Here is a 15,796-nt window from a genome sequence, read left to right on the forward strand (position 1 = left end):
TGGAGATGCGTCGAGTATTTCACGGATGTGACCACCGTTGCCCACCGACCGCAGGCACACGAACGTTGATTCGCTTGGCCGTTCTCTACTGACTATGGCCGAGTTTCCTGACGAACGACAACTTGTACTACGGGCGCGTACCCAGTTGGATCAGTGGACGAAAAGTGCCCGAATGGAGGCGTACACTGAACTGTTCGAAGGTGACGACCCCATCCTCTCGTCCGAAGAGATACAACTGCTCGACGCGCTCGACTCCGAACTGGAGCGAGCAGGCGGCGACGGTGTCTGGGGAACCGACCAGTACGGGATTCACACAGCGGGGACCTCCAGTTCGGATGCCTCACTCGGTGTGGTCTGTGTCTATCACCCACAGATCAGCAAAGATTCCGTCCTTCGTGGCGGAGACGGTCTCGACGACGAGACCGAAGAGCGACTCAATGCAGCGCTCTGGCGATATAGCGAACGGGTTTCGACCCTCATCGAAGCAAAACTCGACGAGTTCGCCCGTCAGACCCAGGGGTAAGCCCCGGTCAGATCCACGTTCGGGTGATCGAACGCATCTATTGTATCCGGCGAGGGGATCCCATCGTCGACGGTGCGTCGGATATCACACGCTGGCGCTGGAGTCGTTCATGAACGCGAACGCGATTTGCTTCGCCGTTTCCAGGTCTGCGGCGGTTCCGAGGTCACCGTCCCGCCCCGAGTGATGGACGTGGTATTCCCAAACGTTCCTTCCGTCGATAACCTCGTTGATGTATACCGCGCTTCTGGTGTGTTCCTGGCGATAGAGAACTGTGGTATAATCGCGGCCCATGAGTACGTCGTAGATTGTCTGCTCGGTCTCTAGCACCCAGTCTGCCGGAAGGTTCTCTTCAGAAGTCATGCTCCGTCACCGGCGTGGTCGGCACCCTCGGGGGTGGGGACCCCGTCTTTGACCGCCTTGGCCTGCTGTTCCAGCTCTTCGACGTCCATCTCGGCGGCCTTGTCGATCTCGCCGAGGATCTCCTTGATGTCGTCGAGTCCGATGAGTTCGCGGGTCTCGGCGTCGAATCCCTGGCTATCCAGCCGGTGCCCATTGGTCGCCACGTCGCTCCCCGTGAGGTGTTTGCCGTAGCGACCCACCAGCGAGGTGAGTTCCTGGGGGAGGACGAACGTCGTCGACTCCCCCCGACCGATCGCTTCGAGCGTGTCCATTCCTTTGTCGATGATCGCGCGCTCGCCCATCGATTCGGCGGACTTCGCTCGCAGTACCGTCGAGATCGCATCGCCCTGTGCCTCGAGGATCTGGCTCTGTTTTTCACCTTGCGCTCGAATGATGTTCGACTGCTTGTCCCCTTCGGCGTTCTCGACTGCACTCCGGCGTTCGCCCTGCGCTTCGAGGATCGTGGCTCGGCGTCTCCGTTCCGCGCCGGTTTGCTGTTCCATCGCCTGTTGAACCTCCTGACTGGGGTTGACCTCTCGGACTTCGACTGACTCGACGCGGATTCCCCATTCGTCGGTCGGTTCGTCGAGCTCCTTACGAATGCGAGCGTTGATCTCCTGGCGCTTGTTCAGCGTGTCGTCCAGTTCCATGTCGCCGATGACTGCCCGGAGCGTGGTCTGGGCGAGGTTCGAAACCGCCGTCTTGTAGTCTTCGACCTCCAGGAACGCCTTCTTCGCGTCCATCACACGGAGATAGACGACGGCATCCGCTGTCACGGGAGAGTTGTCGCGGGTGATCGCCTCCTGGCGCGGCACGTCCATCGTCTGAGTACGCATATCGAACGTATACGTGCGCGAGACGAACGGGGGAATGAAGTTGATGCCCGGCTCGAGCAAGCCGCGATACTCGCCGAACACGGTGAGTGCCTGTTTGTCGTACGCGTCGACGAACCGCACCATCTGCGAGACCGTTACGATTGCCAGCACCAGTACCAGCAGGCCGACTATTGCGAACCCGAGAGTGGAGACCTGTAGCGGGATCGGGTCGTACATGTGTTCTACATCGCTCTATGTCTGTATCAAGGGGCGATATTTTCACAGGCATCCGGGTTACCATTATGTGAGTGACACGACCGACAGCACCCGTACTGGCCCACTCGAATCACGAACGGATGATGTGCTCGCGGCCTGTAGTCTGCAGGCGGAGTGGACCACGGAGCGTTCTCCTCGAACTTCGGATACCACTGATACGGTCCTGTTGAACCCCTTAGAAGATGACACAAGCCGCTTGCTGAATATAGGGCTCTGTAGCTTCGCTAGACGGAAGCGCGACAACCGCGTTATTGCCGTAGAATACGAAGAGGCAGATTGCTGTGGTATCTGAGATCCGCCTCTTCACCCGTAATGCGGTCGCGAAAGCTAAACTAGTTGTCGCTAATCCTGACGAACCTGCCGCCCCCACAGGGGGCGGCGGGTTCGCCGAATGGGCGATGCTCGCGCTTCATGCACTCCGTATCGAATTCGGGAAATCATATCGCGTGACGCTTGATTGGCTCGGTGAGATGCCCGGTGTTCTCGAAGAACTCGAACTCACACGGTTGCCTCATTTCACCGTCTTCCGCCGGTGGTTCGCTCGGATTTCGACGAAGACCTGGCGTGCGTTTCTCGGCGCGTCAGCCGAGAAACGCACAGGCCACACCGCACTCGATTCGACTCGTTTTGACCGTGACCAGCCGAGCAGACATTACGCTAACCAAACGCACTACCACGTTCGGACGTTGAAAGTCACGGCACTCGTGGATGTCGAATCGCTGTACGTCACCGACATCCACCTCACGACGAGCATGAGATCCGATTTCCGAATCGGACCGCAGGTCACCCGCCGAAACGCGGGTGACCTGCTCTCAGTCGCCGCAGACCGTGGCTACGACGACAAAGCCTTCCGAGACGAACTCCGAGCACACGGAATTCGACCATTGATTAAGCATCGCATCTACTGGGCGCTCGATCACGCCCATAACGCCCGCATGGATAGTGATCGGTATCACCAGCGTTCGATGGCTGAAACCGTCTTCTCATCAATCAAGCGCACGCTCGGCAGCGCCGTGCGTGCGCGAAGTTGGTGGCTAGAGTTCCGCGAAATCATTCTCAAAGCCACCGTCTACAACCTTCGTCGGAGCGTGAGAAATCCGTGAAATCCACCGCCGTGTACCGAAGCTACAGAGCCGAATATAGAGGATGTATCGGCCACTGGTAGCGACGATCCTCCGCCGAACTGCCGACTATTTCAACAGCCCCAGAGCCTCGTCGGTCAAGACGTACTCCGTGTCATCTGGGTGCTTGCGGGCGTTCACCATGTTGAGGGCCTCGAGTATGAATAGGTGCTTCCGCAGCGTTCTCGGACTGTCTCCGAGGAGCGTGGCCAGTTCCTCGACGGTTCGGGTCTCCACTTCGAGTGCTCCGAGGATCCGCTGTCTTGTCGGCCCGCCTCGTGTACCGTCCAAGACAAATGATTGGGGGAACGACATTTTACCGTGTAACACCCACGGTCATCAGCCGGTTCGTACCAGAAACACTGACGCGGGACTGAGCGGACTCACGCTTCGAGGAGTTCTCTTTCGAGATTTCACTCGGGATTAGTATCAGTTCATTGTCCATCGTTGAGTGTACCTACCAGTTTGTAGGATTGGGAAGGATGGTGCGGTACCGGTCATCGACCGATCTACTGGTCGCACCTTTGTGAAATAAGGACATATTCACACAGGCCGTGTTTTTGAATAACCGGGTAAAACGGTCCGCCTGCGTTCAGGTTTGGCTCGCCATCAGCGACACGAGACACCAACATCCGCCATTGCAAGATATGCGCTGTCTATTCAGCACAGTTGCTAAAACCTAAAACCTATCACTGCTTGAGGATTTCAACGAGGCCGTTCACTCTTAATACTGACGGCTGTAAGTCTGTGAAGAATTCGGCACCTCGGGGTGCCGAAGATCTTGAAACAGTTACAGCCGTCAGTATAACTAGCTCCCACCCGACGGTTCGGGTATGGTCTCTGGCGTCGAGACGTTACTGCTCGAGGTGCTGCCCGTGTTCATCATCGCGGCAGCCGTCGGAATCTTCGTCGCCAATGTCTGGGAGTTTCCCTACACTATTGCACTCTTGCTGGCCGGACTTGCCGTCTCGATACTGGGGGTGGTCACTGATCTGGTCACTATCGACATTCGTCTCTCCCACGACATTATCTTCCTCGTTCTGCTCCCGCCACTCCTCTTCGAGGGAGCGGCGACCACGGACCTGGCGCAGTTCAGGCGCCACTTCAGCCGCATCCTCGCCCTGTCGACTGCTGGCCTGCTCATCTCGATTGGTATTCTGGGCGTTCTCGGCCAGTACGCGTTCGGCTATCCGCTACTGGTGTCGCTTCTCTTCGCCGCAACGGTACTCCAGACAGATCCCGTTTCGGTGCTCGCACTGTTCGACGAACTCGGAGTCCCGGACCGCCTCGCCGTCGTCACTCGCTCCGAAGCCGAGGAAGTGTACGAACTCCTGCTTGGACGCGTACGAGCCGTGGACGCTGCACTCGCTGCCGTCGAGCGGCTCCACGGGAACGGTGAGATTCCAACGGAGATGTACGAGGCGTTCACGACGGAGTACGAACGTGAGAAGAGGCAGCTTCGAACAGTCATCCCGGCGCTTCTCGCTGCGTACCCGGAGGTGGGGCGCGAGGAACTCATGATGGACGAGCGACGCGTCTTGCAGCCGGAGAAAAGTGCCGTGCTCGACGCGATTCGAATCGGTGTCGTCAGCGACGAGGTCGGTGAGCGTCTCCTGGAGGAGACGAACCTCAAGCTCGATCGAGTCGAGGCGGGCGAGTCCACTGTGATGGACGGGAGGAAGGGGTACGACGAGGTCTGGCGCGAGCGCGTCCGAGAGTTGGGGATCGAGGTAGACGAGCCCGACGGAGATGCAGACAAAGCGGCTAGAGAGGAATAACGGTCGCTCGTCGTCTGCCCGAATGCGCTCGATAGACCCCTGGTGTCTCTCATCAATCAACTCACGACTGTCGGCATCGGGTCGGTGATCTACTCCGGTCACTCCTCGTCACGGGACTCGTACGTGTTTTCGGATGTGTCGTCGGCGAAGAAGCCGAACGTCTCGTCGTCCCGCAGGAGGTAGTCGTTTTCGAGCATCTCCGAGACCACCCGTCCGAGGGTGTCGAGTTCAGACTCGATATCGTCCACGACTGCAGTGTCGAGTACGTCACGAGCCGCTTGCGGGAGCGTCGGTGACTGGTAGCCGACCTCGTCCGTCGTGGCGTCCCAGTAGAAGTCGAAGTCGTCGATAAGTTCGTACTCGACGACCACCTCGAAGGTGGCCGCGGTCAGCCCAGTCCGGGCCGCCCACTCCTCGAAGGCATCGCTCCACGCGCCGTTCGACAGGATCGTCTCGATCTCTTCCCGGCGATAGTCGTCTTCGGGGTCGTTGACTGGATTATCGATTGCTTCGTACTCACCCCTGGGCTGGGGCCCGTGGAGCGATGGCGGGTCCGGAATCGAAACGTCGAGAGCCATATCGATATATTAGCTATTCAACAGCAAATACGCTCCGCCTCTCCTGATGGTTGACGTGGGGAAACTACCAGTCAGTCCGTCGTACTCCACTGCTCGTCGGTGTATTCTGCGCGCAGTTCGTCTCGGGCATTCTAGTCTGATGGTCGATAACCTACCGATCTCGTCATAGCCGCTGTTACGGGATGCAGAAGCATGGTCCTCCGTGCTACCCAAGCGTGATTTCGACCAGGGACATCTCGTTCGCAGGAACGACACGTTCGAGGACTGTCTCCACCTCGGACCACGTCTCTGGCCGGTAGCTATCGATTCCGAAGCTCTCGGCGAATCGCTCGAAGTCAGGGTTCGTCAGTTCGGTTCCGAAGTGTTCACCGGTGTGTGCCACCTGGTTCTCCGAGATGAGGCCGTAGTCGTCGTCGTTGAACACGACGATTGTGTATCCGAGGTCGAGGCGGGTGGCCGTCTCGATTTCGGCCGCATTCATCAGAAACCCACCGTCGCCGGTCGCAACGACGACGTTCGCATCGGTCGCGAGATCGGCAGCGATTCCGCCAGGGACGGCGATTCCCATACTTGCCAATCCGTTCGAGATGATGCACGTGTTGGGTTCGTAGGTGGGGAAACTCTGTGCGATCGCCATCTTGTGACTCCCGACGTCAGAGAGCAGAATGTCTTCGTCAGCCATCGTCTCCCGGAGGAACGGGAGCGTCCGTTTCACCGAAAACGGGTCGTCCGATTCGGGTTTTCGTTGCACGTCCGCGACGATCCGCTCGCGCAGGTCCTGACACCACTCCGGTCCAGACGCGGAATCGAGATGCATCCGTAGCTCTCGGAGGACCGTCGAGATGTCCGCGACGATTTCGATGTCCGGATTGTAGTGTTGGTATACTTCTGCAGGTTCGTGATCGACGTGGATGATGGCCTTATCGAGGTCGGTGTTCCACGAGCGAGGGTCGTGCTCAGCGATGTCGTAGCCGACTGCGAGTACACAGTCGGCCCGGGAAATCGCCGTCGACGCCTCGGACTGCGGTCCAGAACCGAGCGTCATCAGCGAATTCTCGAGACGATCCGAGACCGCTCCCTTTCCCATGTACGTCGCGGCGACGGGCATCCCTGCGTGGTCGACCAGTTCGCGCAACCGGTTCGCGGTCGAGGTTCGGACGGCACCGTTACCGGCTAACACCAGCGGGGTGTCTGCGTCCTCGAGGAGTTCGACGGCGCGGTCGAGCGACCGCTCGTCGGGAGCAGCCCGTCGCACACGTGGCCGAGGGGGGAGCGGCTCTGCATCGAGCTCTTGGGCTGCCACGTCCTCGGGGAACTCGAGGTGGGTCGCACCGGGTTTCTCGTACTCGGCGAGCTTGAACGCCTTGCGTACCGACTCCGGGATGATCCCAGATCGATCACGATCTCGTCACTACCTTCGACGAGAGGTGTCGTACGAACGTTGATTGCCCCAGCCCTACACAGAGGACCATGGCCGGAGTTCCAGACGAACGACAGCTCGTCCTATTCGAGTGGTAGTTTTTCACCCGATTAATTAACACACATATTCATTCGGAAATTCGGGGATACTATCCCTCCACCAGCCGTATTCGTACGAGAGGGATGATCAAGCCCATCTATAGTTCTGCGACGTCGGAACCGAAATCTGATGGTGCAGACATCGAGGTAATACTCGAGCGGATCGAGGCGTGCGTTAAGGACATTAGTCTCGGATTCAAGCGATGGGACGATCCCTACGCTCGTGGACCCGGGCTCTATTTCATCGTCGAACGGGATTCCATAATGGAATTTGCGGCTCCGATGGGGACGAACCGCTGGCCGGTTGAGAATTGTGCCAATGTCTTTGCTGAGACCGACGTGTTTCTTGAGACTGCACAGAACGTTGCGTTGTCCTGCGATGGCGCAGTCGTCATTCACAGCGACGGCACGATCGAGGAGGCAATGGTCCGGATCGATCAACGTTCTCCAACCGAATGCCGACGAACCGACGATCTGCCCTACGCCGAGTGGATGGGGACCCGCCACATGAGTGCGCTGGAAACCTCGACCCGCGAAGAAGTAGTCGCGGCGATCACACTCAGCGAAGAAGACGGACGAGTAACCGTTTTTACTGACGGCACATTCGATGATTCCCTAGCGACATCCCTAGTGATTGATTGACCAACGGGGGCTGAAGACACGCATGGTTGTTGAGTCGGATTTGCTACTTCCGTTTCTTGCCGGGCTAACACTCGTTTTGGCCGTTGCACATACGCTTGGAATCGTCGCTGATCGACTCGGGTTCGCACCAGTCGTCGGTGAACTCCTCACCGGGTTGGTGCTTGGCCCCTCGGTTCTCGGTTTCGTTGCTCCTGCGGTTACGGCTATCGTCGTCCCTGTGCCCGATCGACTGGCAGCCATCGCGTCGCTTGGGCTCATTCTCCTCCTCGTATTGGCTGGAACGGAAGTTGACGTTCAGACGGTGCGCCGCTATGCCCGACCGACGATCGCGCTCGCTACCGGAGCCTCCGTCGTGCCGTTCCTTCTGGGGTTCGCCCTGGGATGGGCTCTCCCCCCGAGGTTTCTCGTCACCCCCGGGCAGCGACTGCCGTTCGCACTATTCTTGGCGACAGCGCTGAGCATCTCGGCGGTCCCCGTCGCCGTCCGTGTGCTGATCGACCTCGACGCGATGGACCGAACAGTGGGCCAACTCACCCTCACCGTCGCTGTCGTTATCGATGCAGCGGGGTGGGTTGCGCTCACGATAGTTTCTGACATCGCTCGTGAGGGACAGATAGAGCCGTTTGCGGTCGGTCGAACGCTCGTCGTCCTCGGTGTATTCGTCGGAGGTGCCGTTGTTCTCGGGCCGCGAATCGTCGATACACTCTTCGATGTCACCACACACGTTCGATCGCCGGTGTTGACCGGATTTTCGATCGTCATCGTCGTCGGGCTTGCGATGGCCGGGGGGTCGCTCGCATTTGGATTGGAAGCCGTTCTCGGCGCGTTCCTCGCAGGCGTTCTCGTGAGAGATCGACTCGACGCGGAGACCGAACGAGTATTTCAGATGGTGACACTCGGACTGTTCGCACCCATCTTCTTTGCGACGGCTGGGTTGCGGGTTGACCTGAGCGGGCTGTTCACGCTGGATACGATTCTGGTCGCAGGCGTCACACTCGCCGTTGCTGTGCTGGGAAAGGTACTTGGCGTGGGACTCGGAGCGATGGTTACCGATCTCTCCCGAGCAGAAACCGTCTGCCTTGCAATCGGGCTCAACGCTCGCGGCGCAATGGAGCTCGTCGTAGCGGCCCTGGGCTTGGCAATCGGAATCCTCACGCCCACCATCTATGCCGTCATCGTGCTCGTCGCCATCGCCACATCCGTAATGACGCCGCCACTGCTCCGGCGTGCGCTCGCGCACCTTCCAGACGACGTCCCCTCAGGGACGGTATGATTTCTCTTATCAGAGAGTTCAGTGACCGGCGGCGACGCCGAGGATGACGACGTGGTAGACGACAACGGTAATGAACACCACGTAGAGAAGCCCGGCAACGAGGAACGGGGTTGGACGCATTCGATTCGTGGATATGAACTGGGTCCGGAGCAAGACCATCGCACCACCAATAAGCGCGAGAACCGCTGAAAGCGTGTTCAGGAATCCGATCGTCCCCCACGAGACACCGAGGTCCCAAGAGGTAAACAGGATACCGAGCGTGGCAGGGAGCGTTCCCTGGAACACCATCGCGCCCGTGATATTCCCAATTGCGAGGGTATCTTTACCCTCACCGATCCAGATGACGGAATTGAACTTCTCGGGGAGTTCAGTGGCCAGCGGAGCTAACAGGAGGGCAATCAGCGCTGCGGGAACGTCCAGCACCTCCGTCGAGAAGAACTCGACCTCGGTCACGAACAGATGGGCACCAGCGATGATCACGAGCAGCGCACACACGGTCTGCGTGACCACCATCCACAGGGGTGGTTCGTCGATGGGGACGATGGCCGATCCGAACGCCGGGAACGGTCGCTGGCCCTCGGTTAGCAATCCCCTGAGGTGCAGCCGATCGAGTTCTTCCCCGACGATACGCTGGCCGGCTGCGAGTGTTTGCTTGACGTACACGGCATACAGGGCGACGAGCCCGAGGGCAATACCGATACGGAGCCCGCGGGATGGAACGAACGCGGCCACCACCGCGAACGTGTATCCGACGAGGAAAAACGAGAGGTCACGTCGGAGGGCCGGCACGTCGGCCTCGAAAATCGGGCCGGCGTCGCGACGACTGCCGAAATACAGCACGCTCGCGCCGACCAAGGTCATCGCGATCGTCGCAAGCATAAACGGCGCGCCAAGGATGGCCCCGACGCCGATCGCGTCGGCAGCGGCCTGATCCCCCCGACCGAGGAGGACCGAAACGATGGCAATCACGGGAATCATCGTCTCGGGTAACGCCGTCCCGACTGCGGCCAGGATGCTTCCGGTCGCGCTCTCGCTCACGCCGAGGTGATATCCGAACCACTCGACTGAATTCGTGAAGATCTCCGCGCCACCGAGGAGTAATGCAAACGCGCCAAGGAGTAGCCCGAGGTTCAGCAGCGGAATCGAGAAAACTTCTACCGTTTGGAACATGGAGGTGTGTTCAATTCAACTGTCGTTCCGCTCGTAGGCATCGAACCAGCTAGTGACTGTCTGCTCGATTGCCCCGGTCGTGCTCCCGAGGTTCAGCATCTGGTAGCCGTTCGTCGCTTTTTCGTTGACATCGTCCATTCCGAACCCGAGACCCGCAACGGGGACACCCGCATCGATAGCTTTCGATCGAACCGTCTCGACGGCTTCCTGCACCATCGGATGATCGATCTCACCGGGGTGACCGAGCGACACCGAGAGGTCGAACGGGCCGATGAAGACGAATCCCAGGTCCGGGACGGCCAGGATGTCGTCCAGGTTCTCGATGGACGCCTCGGTCTCGATGGTCACACCGACGAGGGTTTCCCTGTCTTCGGTCGCAATGTAATCGTCAGCGAGACCCCAGCGAGACGCCCGTGGCGAGGCCAGTCCTCGATCACCGGGACCATCGTCGTAACGGAACCGTGCGGATCGAACCGCATCGCGGACTTCGTCGGCGGTTTCCACACGGGGAAGGAACACGTTTCTCGCACCGAGGTCCAGCGCTTTCCGGACGAGGGTTGGATCCGTATCGGGAAGTCGGAGAAGTACTTCCACGTCCGTTCGTTCGGTTGCCCGGAGCAGGTCTTCCAACTGACGTGCATCCCACGGGTCCGGTCCACCGTGTTCGAGATCTACCCAGACGAAATCGACGCCGAGTTCACCGTAGAACTCCACGAGCGTCGGGCTGTACGTATTGTCGAGGACGCCGAGAGCGATACCGCCGTCGTTCAGGGTCGCGGCGAGGTCGTTGGTGGGCTGTGAAGCTCTCTTTTCGTTACTCATCGCAAGCGGGGCATTCGGGGCACTCGACTAATACACGCCACATTTTCATAGCACACGAAGTTGTGATTAATCGAGAGACTGGTGGTAGTCGGACGACCGCTGAGTGGGTACGTCTCACCTCCACCGAGGATCTGTCGTGGAATCGCGATTGGTACAACCCATCGTCGTCGTCGGATGTTGTTGTCGGTGAATGCAGAGCCCTCGACGGATCTGAAATACTGGTTTGACAATTCGACGTTGGGCCATCAGGCGTTTGATCGCATCACCGACCGGCTCAGCTGTCTCACTCGGCCGCTGATTGACTCGATTGATCGTCCGTTTCGTCGGTGAGGTTGAGCCCAGCCACGAGACGAGTCGTGATGACCTGGTCGACGATGGCGAGCAACTGGGTATCGTCGCTCGTGTAGTCGGCGAAGATGCCGAGCGGGACTTCGCCACCTGCCATCTCCCGATGACCGCCGGCACTACCGACATCCGCAAACGCCTCGTGGAGCGCGTCCCCGATGTGGACCCGTGGATCCGTCGACCGCGCACTGATCTGGATGGCCTCCGCGAGCATTCCGAAGACGATGGCGGTATCGACACCCTCCAGTGTGGCGAGATAGTCGGCAGCTTGCGGTAACGCATCCCGCTCGCTCGTCCGGCCGACGTGAGTGATGAGTACCGACCCTCGTACCGTTCGATTCTGGATGGCGGTCGCGATGGCGTCGACGGTCGCGCCACTGACCGATGGTGAGGACAACTGCCGGAGCAGATCTCGATCGGCGTGGTCGTGGAGATACCCCGCCGCGTCGTACTCTGCCCGGGTCGCTCCCCGAAGGAAACCGAGCGTCTCACGGCGAATCGCAAACAGGAGCGCCGTCGCGAGTGTCGTATCGAGATCGATGGCGAGTTCCCGGACGTACTCCGTGAGGATCGTCGCAGTCGCTCCGACGGTCTCGCGGTGGTCGACGAACTGGGCGTCGATGTCTTCACCCGGATGGTGATCGATGACGATGTCCACGGGGGTTCCGTCTGGGACCCAATTGTTCGCGCCCGGGACCGCGTGATCGACGAACGCAAGTAGCGACCCCTCATCTCGATTCTGAACGGCAGCAGGATCGAAGGGTTCGAGATCGATGTCGAGCAGATTGACGAACGCGCGATTCTGCTGATGGGAAATATCGCCACTGTACAGGACCTTTCGCGTGTCGATCCCGGCAGCAGCTGCAATCCGGCCCAGGGCGAGTGCACTTGCGAGACAGTCCGGATCCGGGTTGTTGTGACAGACGACAATGAGTTCGCTCGCTTCGGAGAGGAACTCGTAGAGTGTCTGAGCCGGGCTCATCGCCCTGTATTTCAGCGGCCAGAGTGAAAGAAGTAGGGAGAGACGTTTCACAGGAGCACGACCTGTGCCATCCCAAGGAAGATGAAGAACCCGAGGACGTCAGTCGCGGTGGTGATGAAGACAGTCGCCGACGTAGCCGGATCGTAGCCAAGCCGATCCAGTACGAGCGGAACGAGTGCGCCGAAGAACCCGGCGATGACGAGATTCAGCACCATCGCGATACCGATGACCAGCCCCAACAGCGGACTCTGGTTGAACAGAGTGGCGATGACAGCCACGATACTACCGGTAATCACGCCGTTTGCACCCCCTGCAAGCACCTCGTTGCCGATGGCGCGCCTCCCTGTTCGAAGCGAGATCTGCTCCAGTGCGATGCCGCGGACCGTCACGGCCATCGACTGCGTACCGGCGTTCCCACCCATCCCCGCGACGACCGGCATGTAGATCGCCAACAGCGTCAACGCTGCGATCGTGTCCTCGAACAGCCCGACAGTCGCCGCAGCGAGAAAGGCGGTCCCGAGGTTGATGATGAGCCACCTGTATCGCCGGCGAACCTTCTCGAGGGCGCCATCGAGAACGCTCTCCTGCTCGTCGACACCGGTGAACTCGTAGAGCGTCCGGCCGACCTCTTCCTCGATGGCCTGTAAGAGGTCGTCCGCATAGATGACCCCGAGAATGCTGTCGTCTTCGTCGAGGACGACGATTTTACTCTGAGGATTGGCCCTGAACACCTCGATGACCTCCGAATTGGGCTGTTCGTATCGAATCGTGGGGATAGGGCGGAGATGCTCGGTGATGACCGTCGACCCGTGACCAGCCAAGGCCAAGGTATGGCCGGGTAACTCTCCCAAGACCTCGTCGTCGTCGGTAACGATGACGGTAGGGAACTGCCCAGTTCGGGCCTCGTGGCGTCGGACGAGCCGTGCCACCTCTTCGAGCCCCTGGGTCTTGTCGACGGTGACGTAGTTGAGACCCATCATTCCGGCGGCACTGTCCGGGCTGAACGTCAGGAGGAACTCGATTCGCTCTCGTCGATCCGCATCGAGCTGACTGAGCACGCTCTCCTGTGTGTCTCCGTCGAGCAATCCGATCACGTCGGTCGCATCGTCGGGGTCGAGTCGGCGGACGAATCGCCGTACTTCCTGGCGATCCATGCCGTCGAGAACGGCTCGCTGGATCGACTCGGGCAACTGGAAAAACACCACCCGTTGGCGTGACCACGGCAGTTCCTGGAACGCTGCTTCCGGTGTTTCCGAAACGGCAATCTGCTGTTGGACGTCGATCGTAGATTCTTGCATACAGTTACCACATCTCCCGTCGCATGAAGCCCAAGAATAGACGTGCTGTGGCGTGTCCTGAGGGGCTCGAACGCATATCTACATTATGGTCCGGACGCAGATACGTCACCGGTACCAGTCATCGGCAGAGATTGTTCGCGCTCGCCAACCGTACCGATACCCCGCCGTAATTCGAGTGCGCTCGCGTAATCGGCTTGCGAGAGGACCCCGACGACTGAGCCGTCCTCCTCGACGAGGGCGTACGACGTCTTCGAGGCGCCGAGTTCAACGAGTGCGTCGAAGGCGTCCGCCGTCGCCTGCACGGTTAGCGGTTCTTCGGCCATTACGTCGGCAACCGGAGTGGTTGCGCGATTGCGCTGGTCGACGTCTTTCAGGTGTTGGAGTGAGACGATACCGACAGTGGCGCCTGCCTCGTCGGTGACGCCGAACTCGGTTCGGCGGTCGACGAGCATCTGATCGACGAACTCCGCGACCGTCGACGTGGCCGGGATGGTGTGTAGATCACGTGTCATGATGTCCGCGACGGTGACTCCAACGAGCAGATCCTCGAGTGCCGTCGTGCGTGATTCGGAGGTCGCCGCCCCGTAGATGAACAGGGCGACGAACAGGAGGATGACGTTGAACGAGAACACGCCGATCACGGCGAACACTATGGCGAATATGACGCCAACACGTGCGGCGATCCGGGTGGCCTGCCCGTACGGGCGTGTCCGAGCGAGCAGCGCCCGAAAGACCCGCCCGCCGTCCATCGGGAACGCCGGAACGAGGTTAAAGATCGCGAGCGTCACGTTCACGACGGCGAGCCAGCCGACGACGAACAGTACAATGGGGAGCGACGCGGGGATGATCTGCAACAGGATGTAACAAACGACCCCGATCAGGACACTCGTGATGGGACCGGCGATGGCGATCCAGAACTCGCGGTTCCACTCTCGGGGGATCGATGCCATACTCGCGACGCCGCCGAAGATCCAGAGCGTGATCGATTCGATGGTCAAGCCGTACCGAAGCGCGACCCACGAGTGGCCCAGTTCGTGGAGGGTCACGCTCACGAACAGCCCAACCGCCGCTGCCGCACCGATGAGCCAGGGTGTCGTGCCCTGGCGCAAAACGGCAACGTCGAGTGAGGACCCGGCCAACCCATCGATGATCCCGGCGTAGAGGGCGATCTGCTGCCCACTTCCGATCAACCACGCGAGGATCGGGAGAAAGACTATCAGCGAGATGTTGATCTTGATGGGGATGCCCCAGATGTTGGTGAGGCGATAGCTACGCATTACTCTCCACCGTCGGGGGTACCCTGCTCACCGCCGTCGGCCTGGGGCGAGTTGTGCGGCGTCGGCGTCCCGGCGGATGCGCGCCCCATCCAGCGGTCAATGTTCTCCGCAACGTAGGTGTGGCCGCCCCAGCCCACGGCGATGCCGACGCCGATCGCGACGGCGGCGGCGAGTCCCCACGCTAACGCGTTGGCGAAGACGAACAGGATGCCGACATCGACGCCCATCGTGTCGAGCCCGATCACGATCGCGGTGAAGTAGAGGAACATACGCGTGCCCTTTGCGAACCACGAGGTGTACTCGGTCTGAGTGGCCGTCCGGGTTCGCATGATTGCGTCACCGATGAAGTCCGCAACGACGAACCCAAGGACGACGACTAACAGTCCGGCGATGAACGCCGGCAGATACGAGACTGCCGTCGAGATCCACGCCGACAACAGCGAAATCGCGAGCACGTTTGCAGCGGCGAGGATCGCTAGCGCATAGACGAACCACTTCGCGAGCGTCCCGAACGCGTTCGAGACGGCGGCTTCGGTTCCCCCGAGGATGCGTCCAATCGGCGTTTCGAGTACCATCCGGTCTAACTCGATCCGGTCAGCTACCTTCCGAACCACCTTGGCGGCGGCAACTCCGAGTACCCAGCCGATTAGAAGGACCACGAGTGCGCCGATCAGTCGGGGAAGAAATGCCACGATCCCCGCGACCGTCTCCTCGAGGAACGCCGGGACACCTAGTTGGAGCACGTGCGATTGTAGCATGATCGAGATATACGTCTCTCAGAGCCATGAAGAGGCGAGATTTTCATACCCTACCGGTTTTTGATTATGTGAGTTACACGCCGGGCGTGGTACGTCCTACTGCCGAGTTCGCTCGTGTTCTGGAGCGAGATCCAGAAACACGTCGTCCTCCGAACCACACCGTGGACACGTATGCACGAAGTGGAGACCGTCCTCATCGTGCTTTTCTATTCGCCACTCCG

15 protein-coding genes and 1 pseudogene are annotated in these 15,796 nt (G+C 59.9%); 5 read left to right on the forward strand and 11 right to left on the reverse strand.

Annotated features, from left to right (window positions below; genetic code table 11):
• The first annotated feature begins 94 nt into the window (after positions 1-94).
• Positions 95-523 (forward strand): DUF7539 family protein, encoded by a 429-nt coding sequence (locus tag AC6RUA_RS19350; protein ID WP_499816235.1) that lies wholly within the window; start codon positions 95-97, stop codon positions 521-523.
• Positions 524-607: 84 nt separating this feature from the next.
• Here the strand turns inward: AC6RUA_RS19350 and AC6RUA_RS19355 are convergent, their stop codons facing one another.
• Positions 608-883 carry a hypothetical protein gene (locus AC6RUA_RS19355; RefSeq protein ID WP_499816236.1) on the reverse strand — a complete coding sequence of 92 codons (276 nt, stop codon included), beginning with the start codon at positions 881-883 and terminating at the stop codon, positions 608-610.
• On the reverse strand, positions 880-1,974 hold the full coding sequence (locus AC6RUA_RS19360; protein WP_499816237.1) for an SPFH domain-containing protein: 1,095 nt from the start codon (positions 1,972-1,974) through the stop codon (positions 880-882). Before AC6RUA_RS19360 ends, AC6RUA_RS19355 begins: the two co-directional genes overlap by 4 nt.
• Before the next feature lie 320 nt (positions 1,975-2,294).
• Here AC6RUA_RS19360 and AC6RUA_RS19365 point away from each other — a divergent pair, with 320 nt between their 5' ends.
• A complete protein-coding gene (locus AC6RUA_RS19365; RefSeq protein WP_499816238.1) occupies positions 2,295-3,116 on the forward strand; it encodes an IS5 family transposase in 822 nt (273 codons plus the stop codon).
• Positions 3,117-3,203: 87 nt separating this feature from the next.
• Here AC6RUA_RS19365 and AC6RUA_RS19370 read toward each other — a convergent pair whose 3' ends face one another.
• Entirely contained in the window at positions 3,204-3,449 is a 246-nt protein-coding gene (locus AC6RUA_RS19370) for a winged helix-turn-helix domain-containing protein (RefSeq protein WP_499816239.1), read from the reverse strand.
• Between the two features lie 518 nt (positions 3,450-3,967).
• Here AC6RUA_RS19370 and AC6RUA_RS19375 point away from each other — a divergent pair.
• Positions 3,968-4,912: a cation:proton antiporter domain-containing protein gene (locus AC6RUA_RS19375; protein WP_499816240.1), complete on the forward strand. Its 945-nt coding sequence runs from the start codon at positions 3,968-3,970 to the stop codon at positions 4,910-4,912.
• A 98-nt stretch (positions 4,913-5,010) separates the two neighbouring features.
• On the opposite strand, the gene AC6RUA_RS19380 is transcribed toward AC6RUA_RS19375, so the two are convergent.
• Both AC6RUA_RS19380 and AC6RUA_RS19385 read right to left on the reverse strand, forming a co-directional pair.
• Positions 5,011-5,490 (reverse strand): DUF7992 family protein, encoded by a 480-nt coding sequence (locus AC6RUA_RS19380; protein WP_499816241.1) that lies wholly within the window; start codon positions 5,488-5,490, stop codon positions 5,011-5,013.
• Between the two features lie 205 nt (positions 5,491-5,695).
• Positions 5,696-6,877, reverse strand: a pseudogene (locus AC6RUA_RS19385) (thiamine pyrophosphate-dependent enzyme); the annotation flags it as partial.
• 215 nt (positions 6,878-7,092) lie between these two features.
• Here AC6RUA_RS19385 and AC6RUA_RS19390 point away from each other — a divergent pair.
• Together AC6RUA_RS19390 and AC6RUA_RS19395 are read left to right on the forward strand one after the other, a co-directional pair.
• A complete protein-coding gene (locus AC6RUA_RS19390) occupies positions 7,093-7,650 on the forward strand; it encodes a diadenylate cyclase (RefSeq protein ID WP_499816242.1) in 558 nt (185 codons plus the stop codon).
• A 22-nt stretch (positions 7,651-7,672) separates the two neighbouring features.
• Positions 7,673-8,923 (forward strand): cation:proton antiporter, encoded by a 1,251-nt coding sequence (locus tag AC6RUA_RS19395; protein WP_499816243.1) that lies wholly within the window; start codon positions 7,673-7,675, stop codon positions 8,921-8,923.
• Positions 8,924-8,941: 18 nt separating this feature from the next.
• Here the strand turns inward: AC6RUA_RS19395 and AC6RUA_RS19400 are convergent, their stop codons facing one another.
• From AC6RUA_RS19400 to AC6RUA_RS19425, 6 genes are all read right to left on the reverse strand, one after another.
• Complete coding sequence (locus AC6RUA_RS19400) at positions 8,942-10,093, reverse strand: sodium:calcium antiporter (protein ID WP_499816244.1); 1,152 nt, start codon at positions 10,091-10,093, stop codon at positions 8,942-8,944.
• 15 nt (positions 10,094-10,108) lie between these two features.
• On the reverse strand, positions 10,109-10,915 hold the full coding sequence (locus AC6RUA_RS19405; protein WP_499816245.1) for an HpcH/HpaI aldolase family protein: 807 nt from the start codon (positions 10,913-10,915) through the stop codon (positions 10,109-10,111).
• Positions 10,916-11,198: 283 nt separating this feature from the next.
• Positions 11,199-12,242 carry a DHH family phosphoesterase gene (locus AC6RUA_RS19410; protein WP_499816252.1) on the reverse strand — a complete coding sequence of 348 codons (1,044 nt, stop codon included), beginning with the start codon at positions 12,240-12,242 and terminating at the stop codon, positions 11,199-11,201.
• A 47-nt stretch (positions 12,243-12,289) separates the two neighbouring features.
• Positions 12,290-13,540, reverse strand: a complete 1,251-nt coding sequence (locus tag AC6RUA_RS19415; RefSeq protein ID WP_499816246.1) for a magnesium transporter — start codon at positions 13,538-13,540, stop codon at positions 12,290-12,292.
• 83 nt (positions 13,541-13,623) lie between these two features.
• On the reverse strand, positions 13,624-14,817 hold the full coding sequence (locus tag AC6RUA_RS19420) for a site-2 protease family protein (protein WP_499816247.1): 1,194 nt from the start codon (positions 14,815-14,817) through the stop codon (positions 13,624-13,626).
• Entirely contained in the window at positions 14,817-15,575 is a 759-nt protein-coding gene (locus tag AC6RUA_RS19425) for a mechanosensitive ion channel family protein (RefSeq protein WP_499816248.1), read from the reverse strand. The genes AC6RUA_RS19420 and AC6RUA_RS19425 overlap by 1 nt, the downstream gene beginning before the upstream one ends.
• Positions 15,576-15,796 lie beyond the last annotated feature (221 nt).

It is taken from the genome of Halorarum sp. SLYT50 (assembly GCF_059821265.1).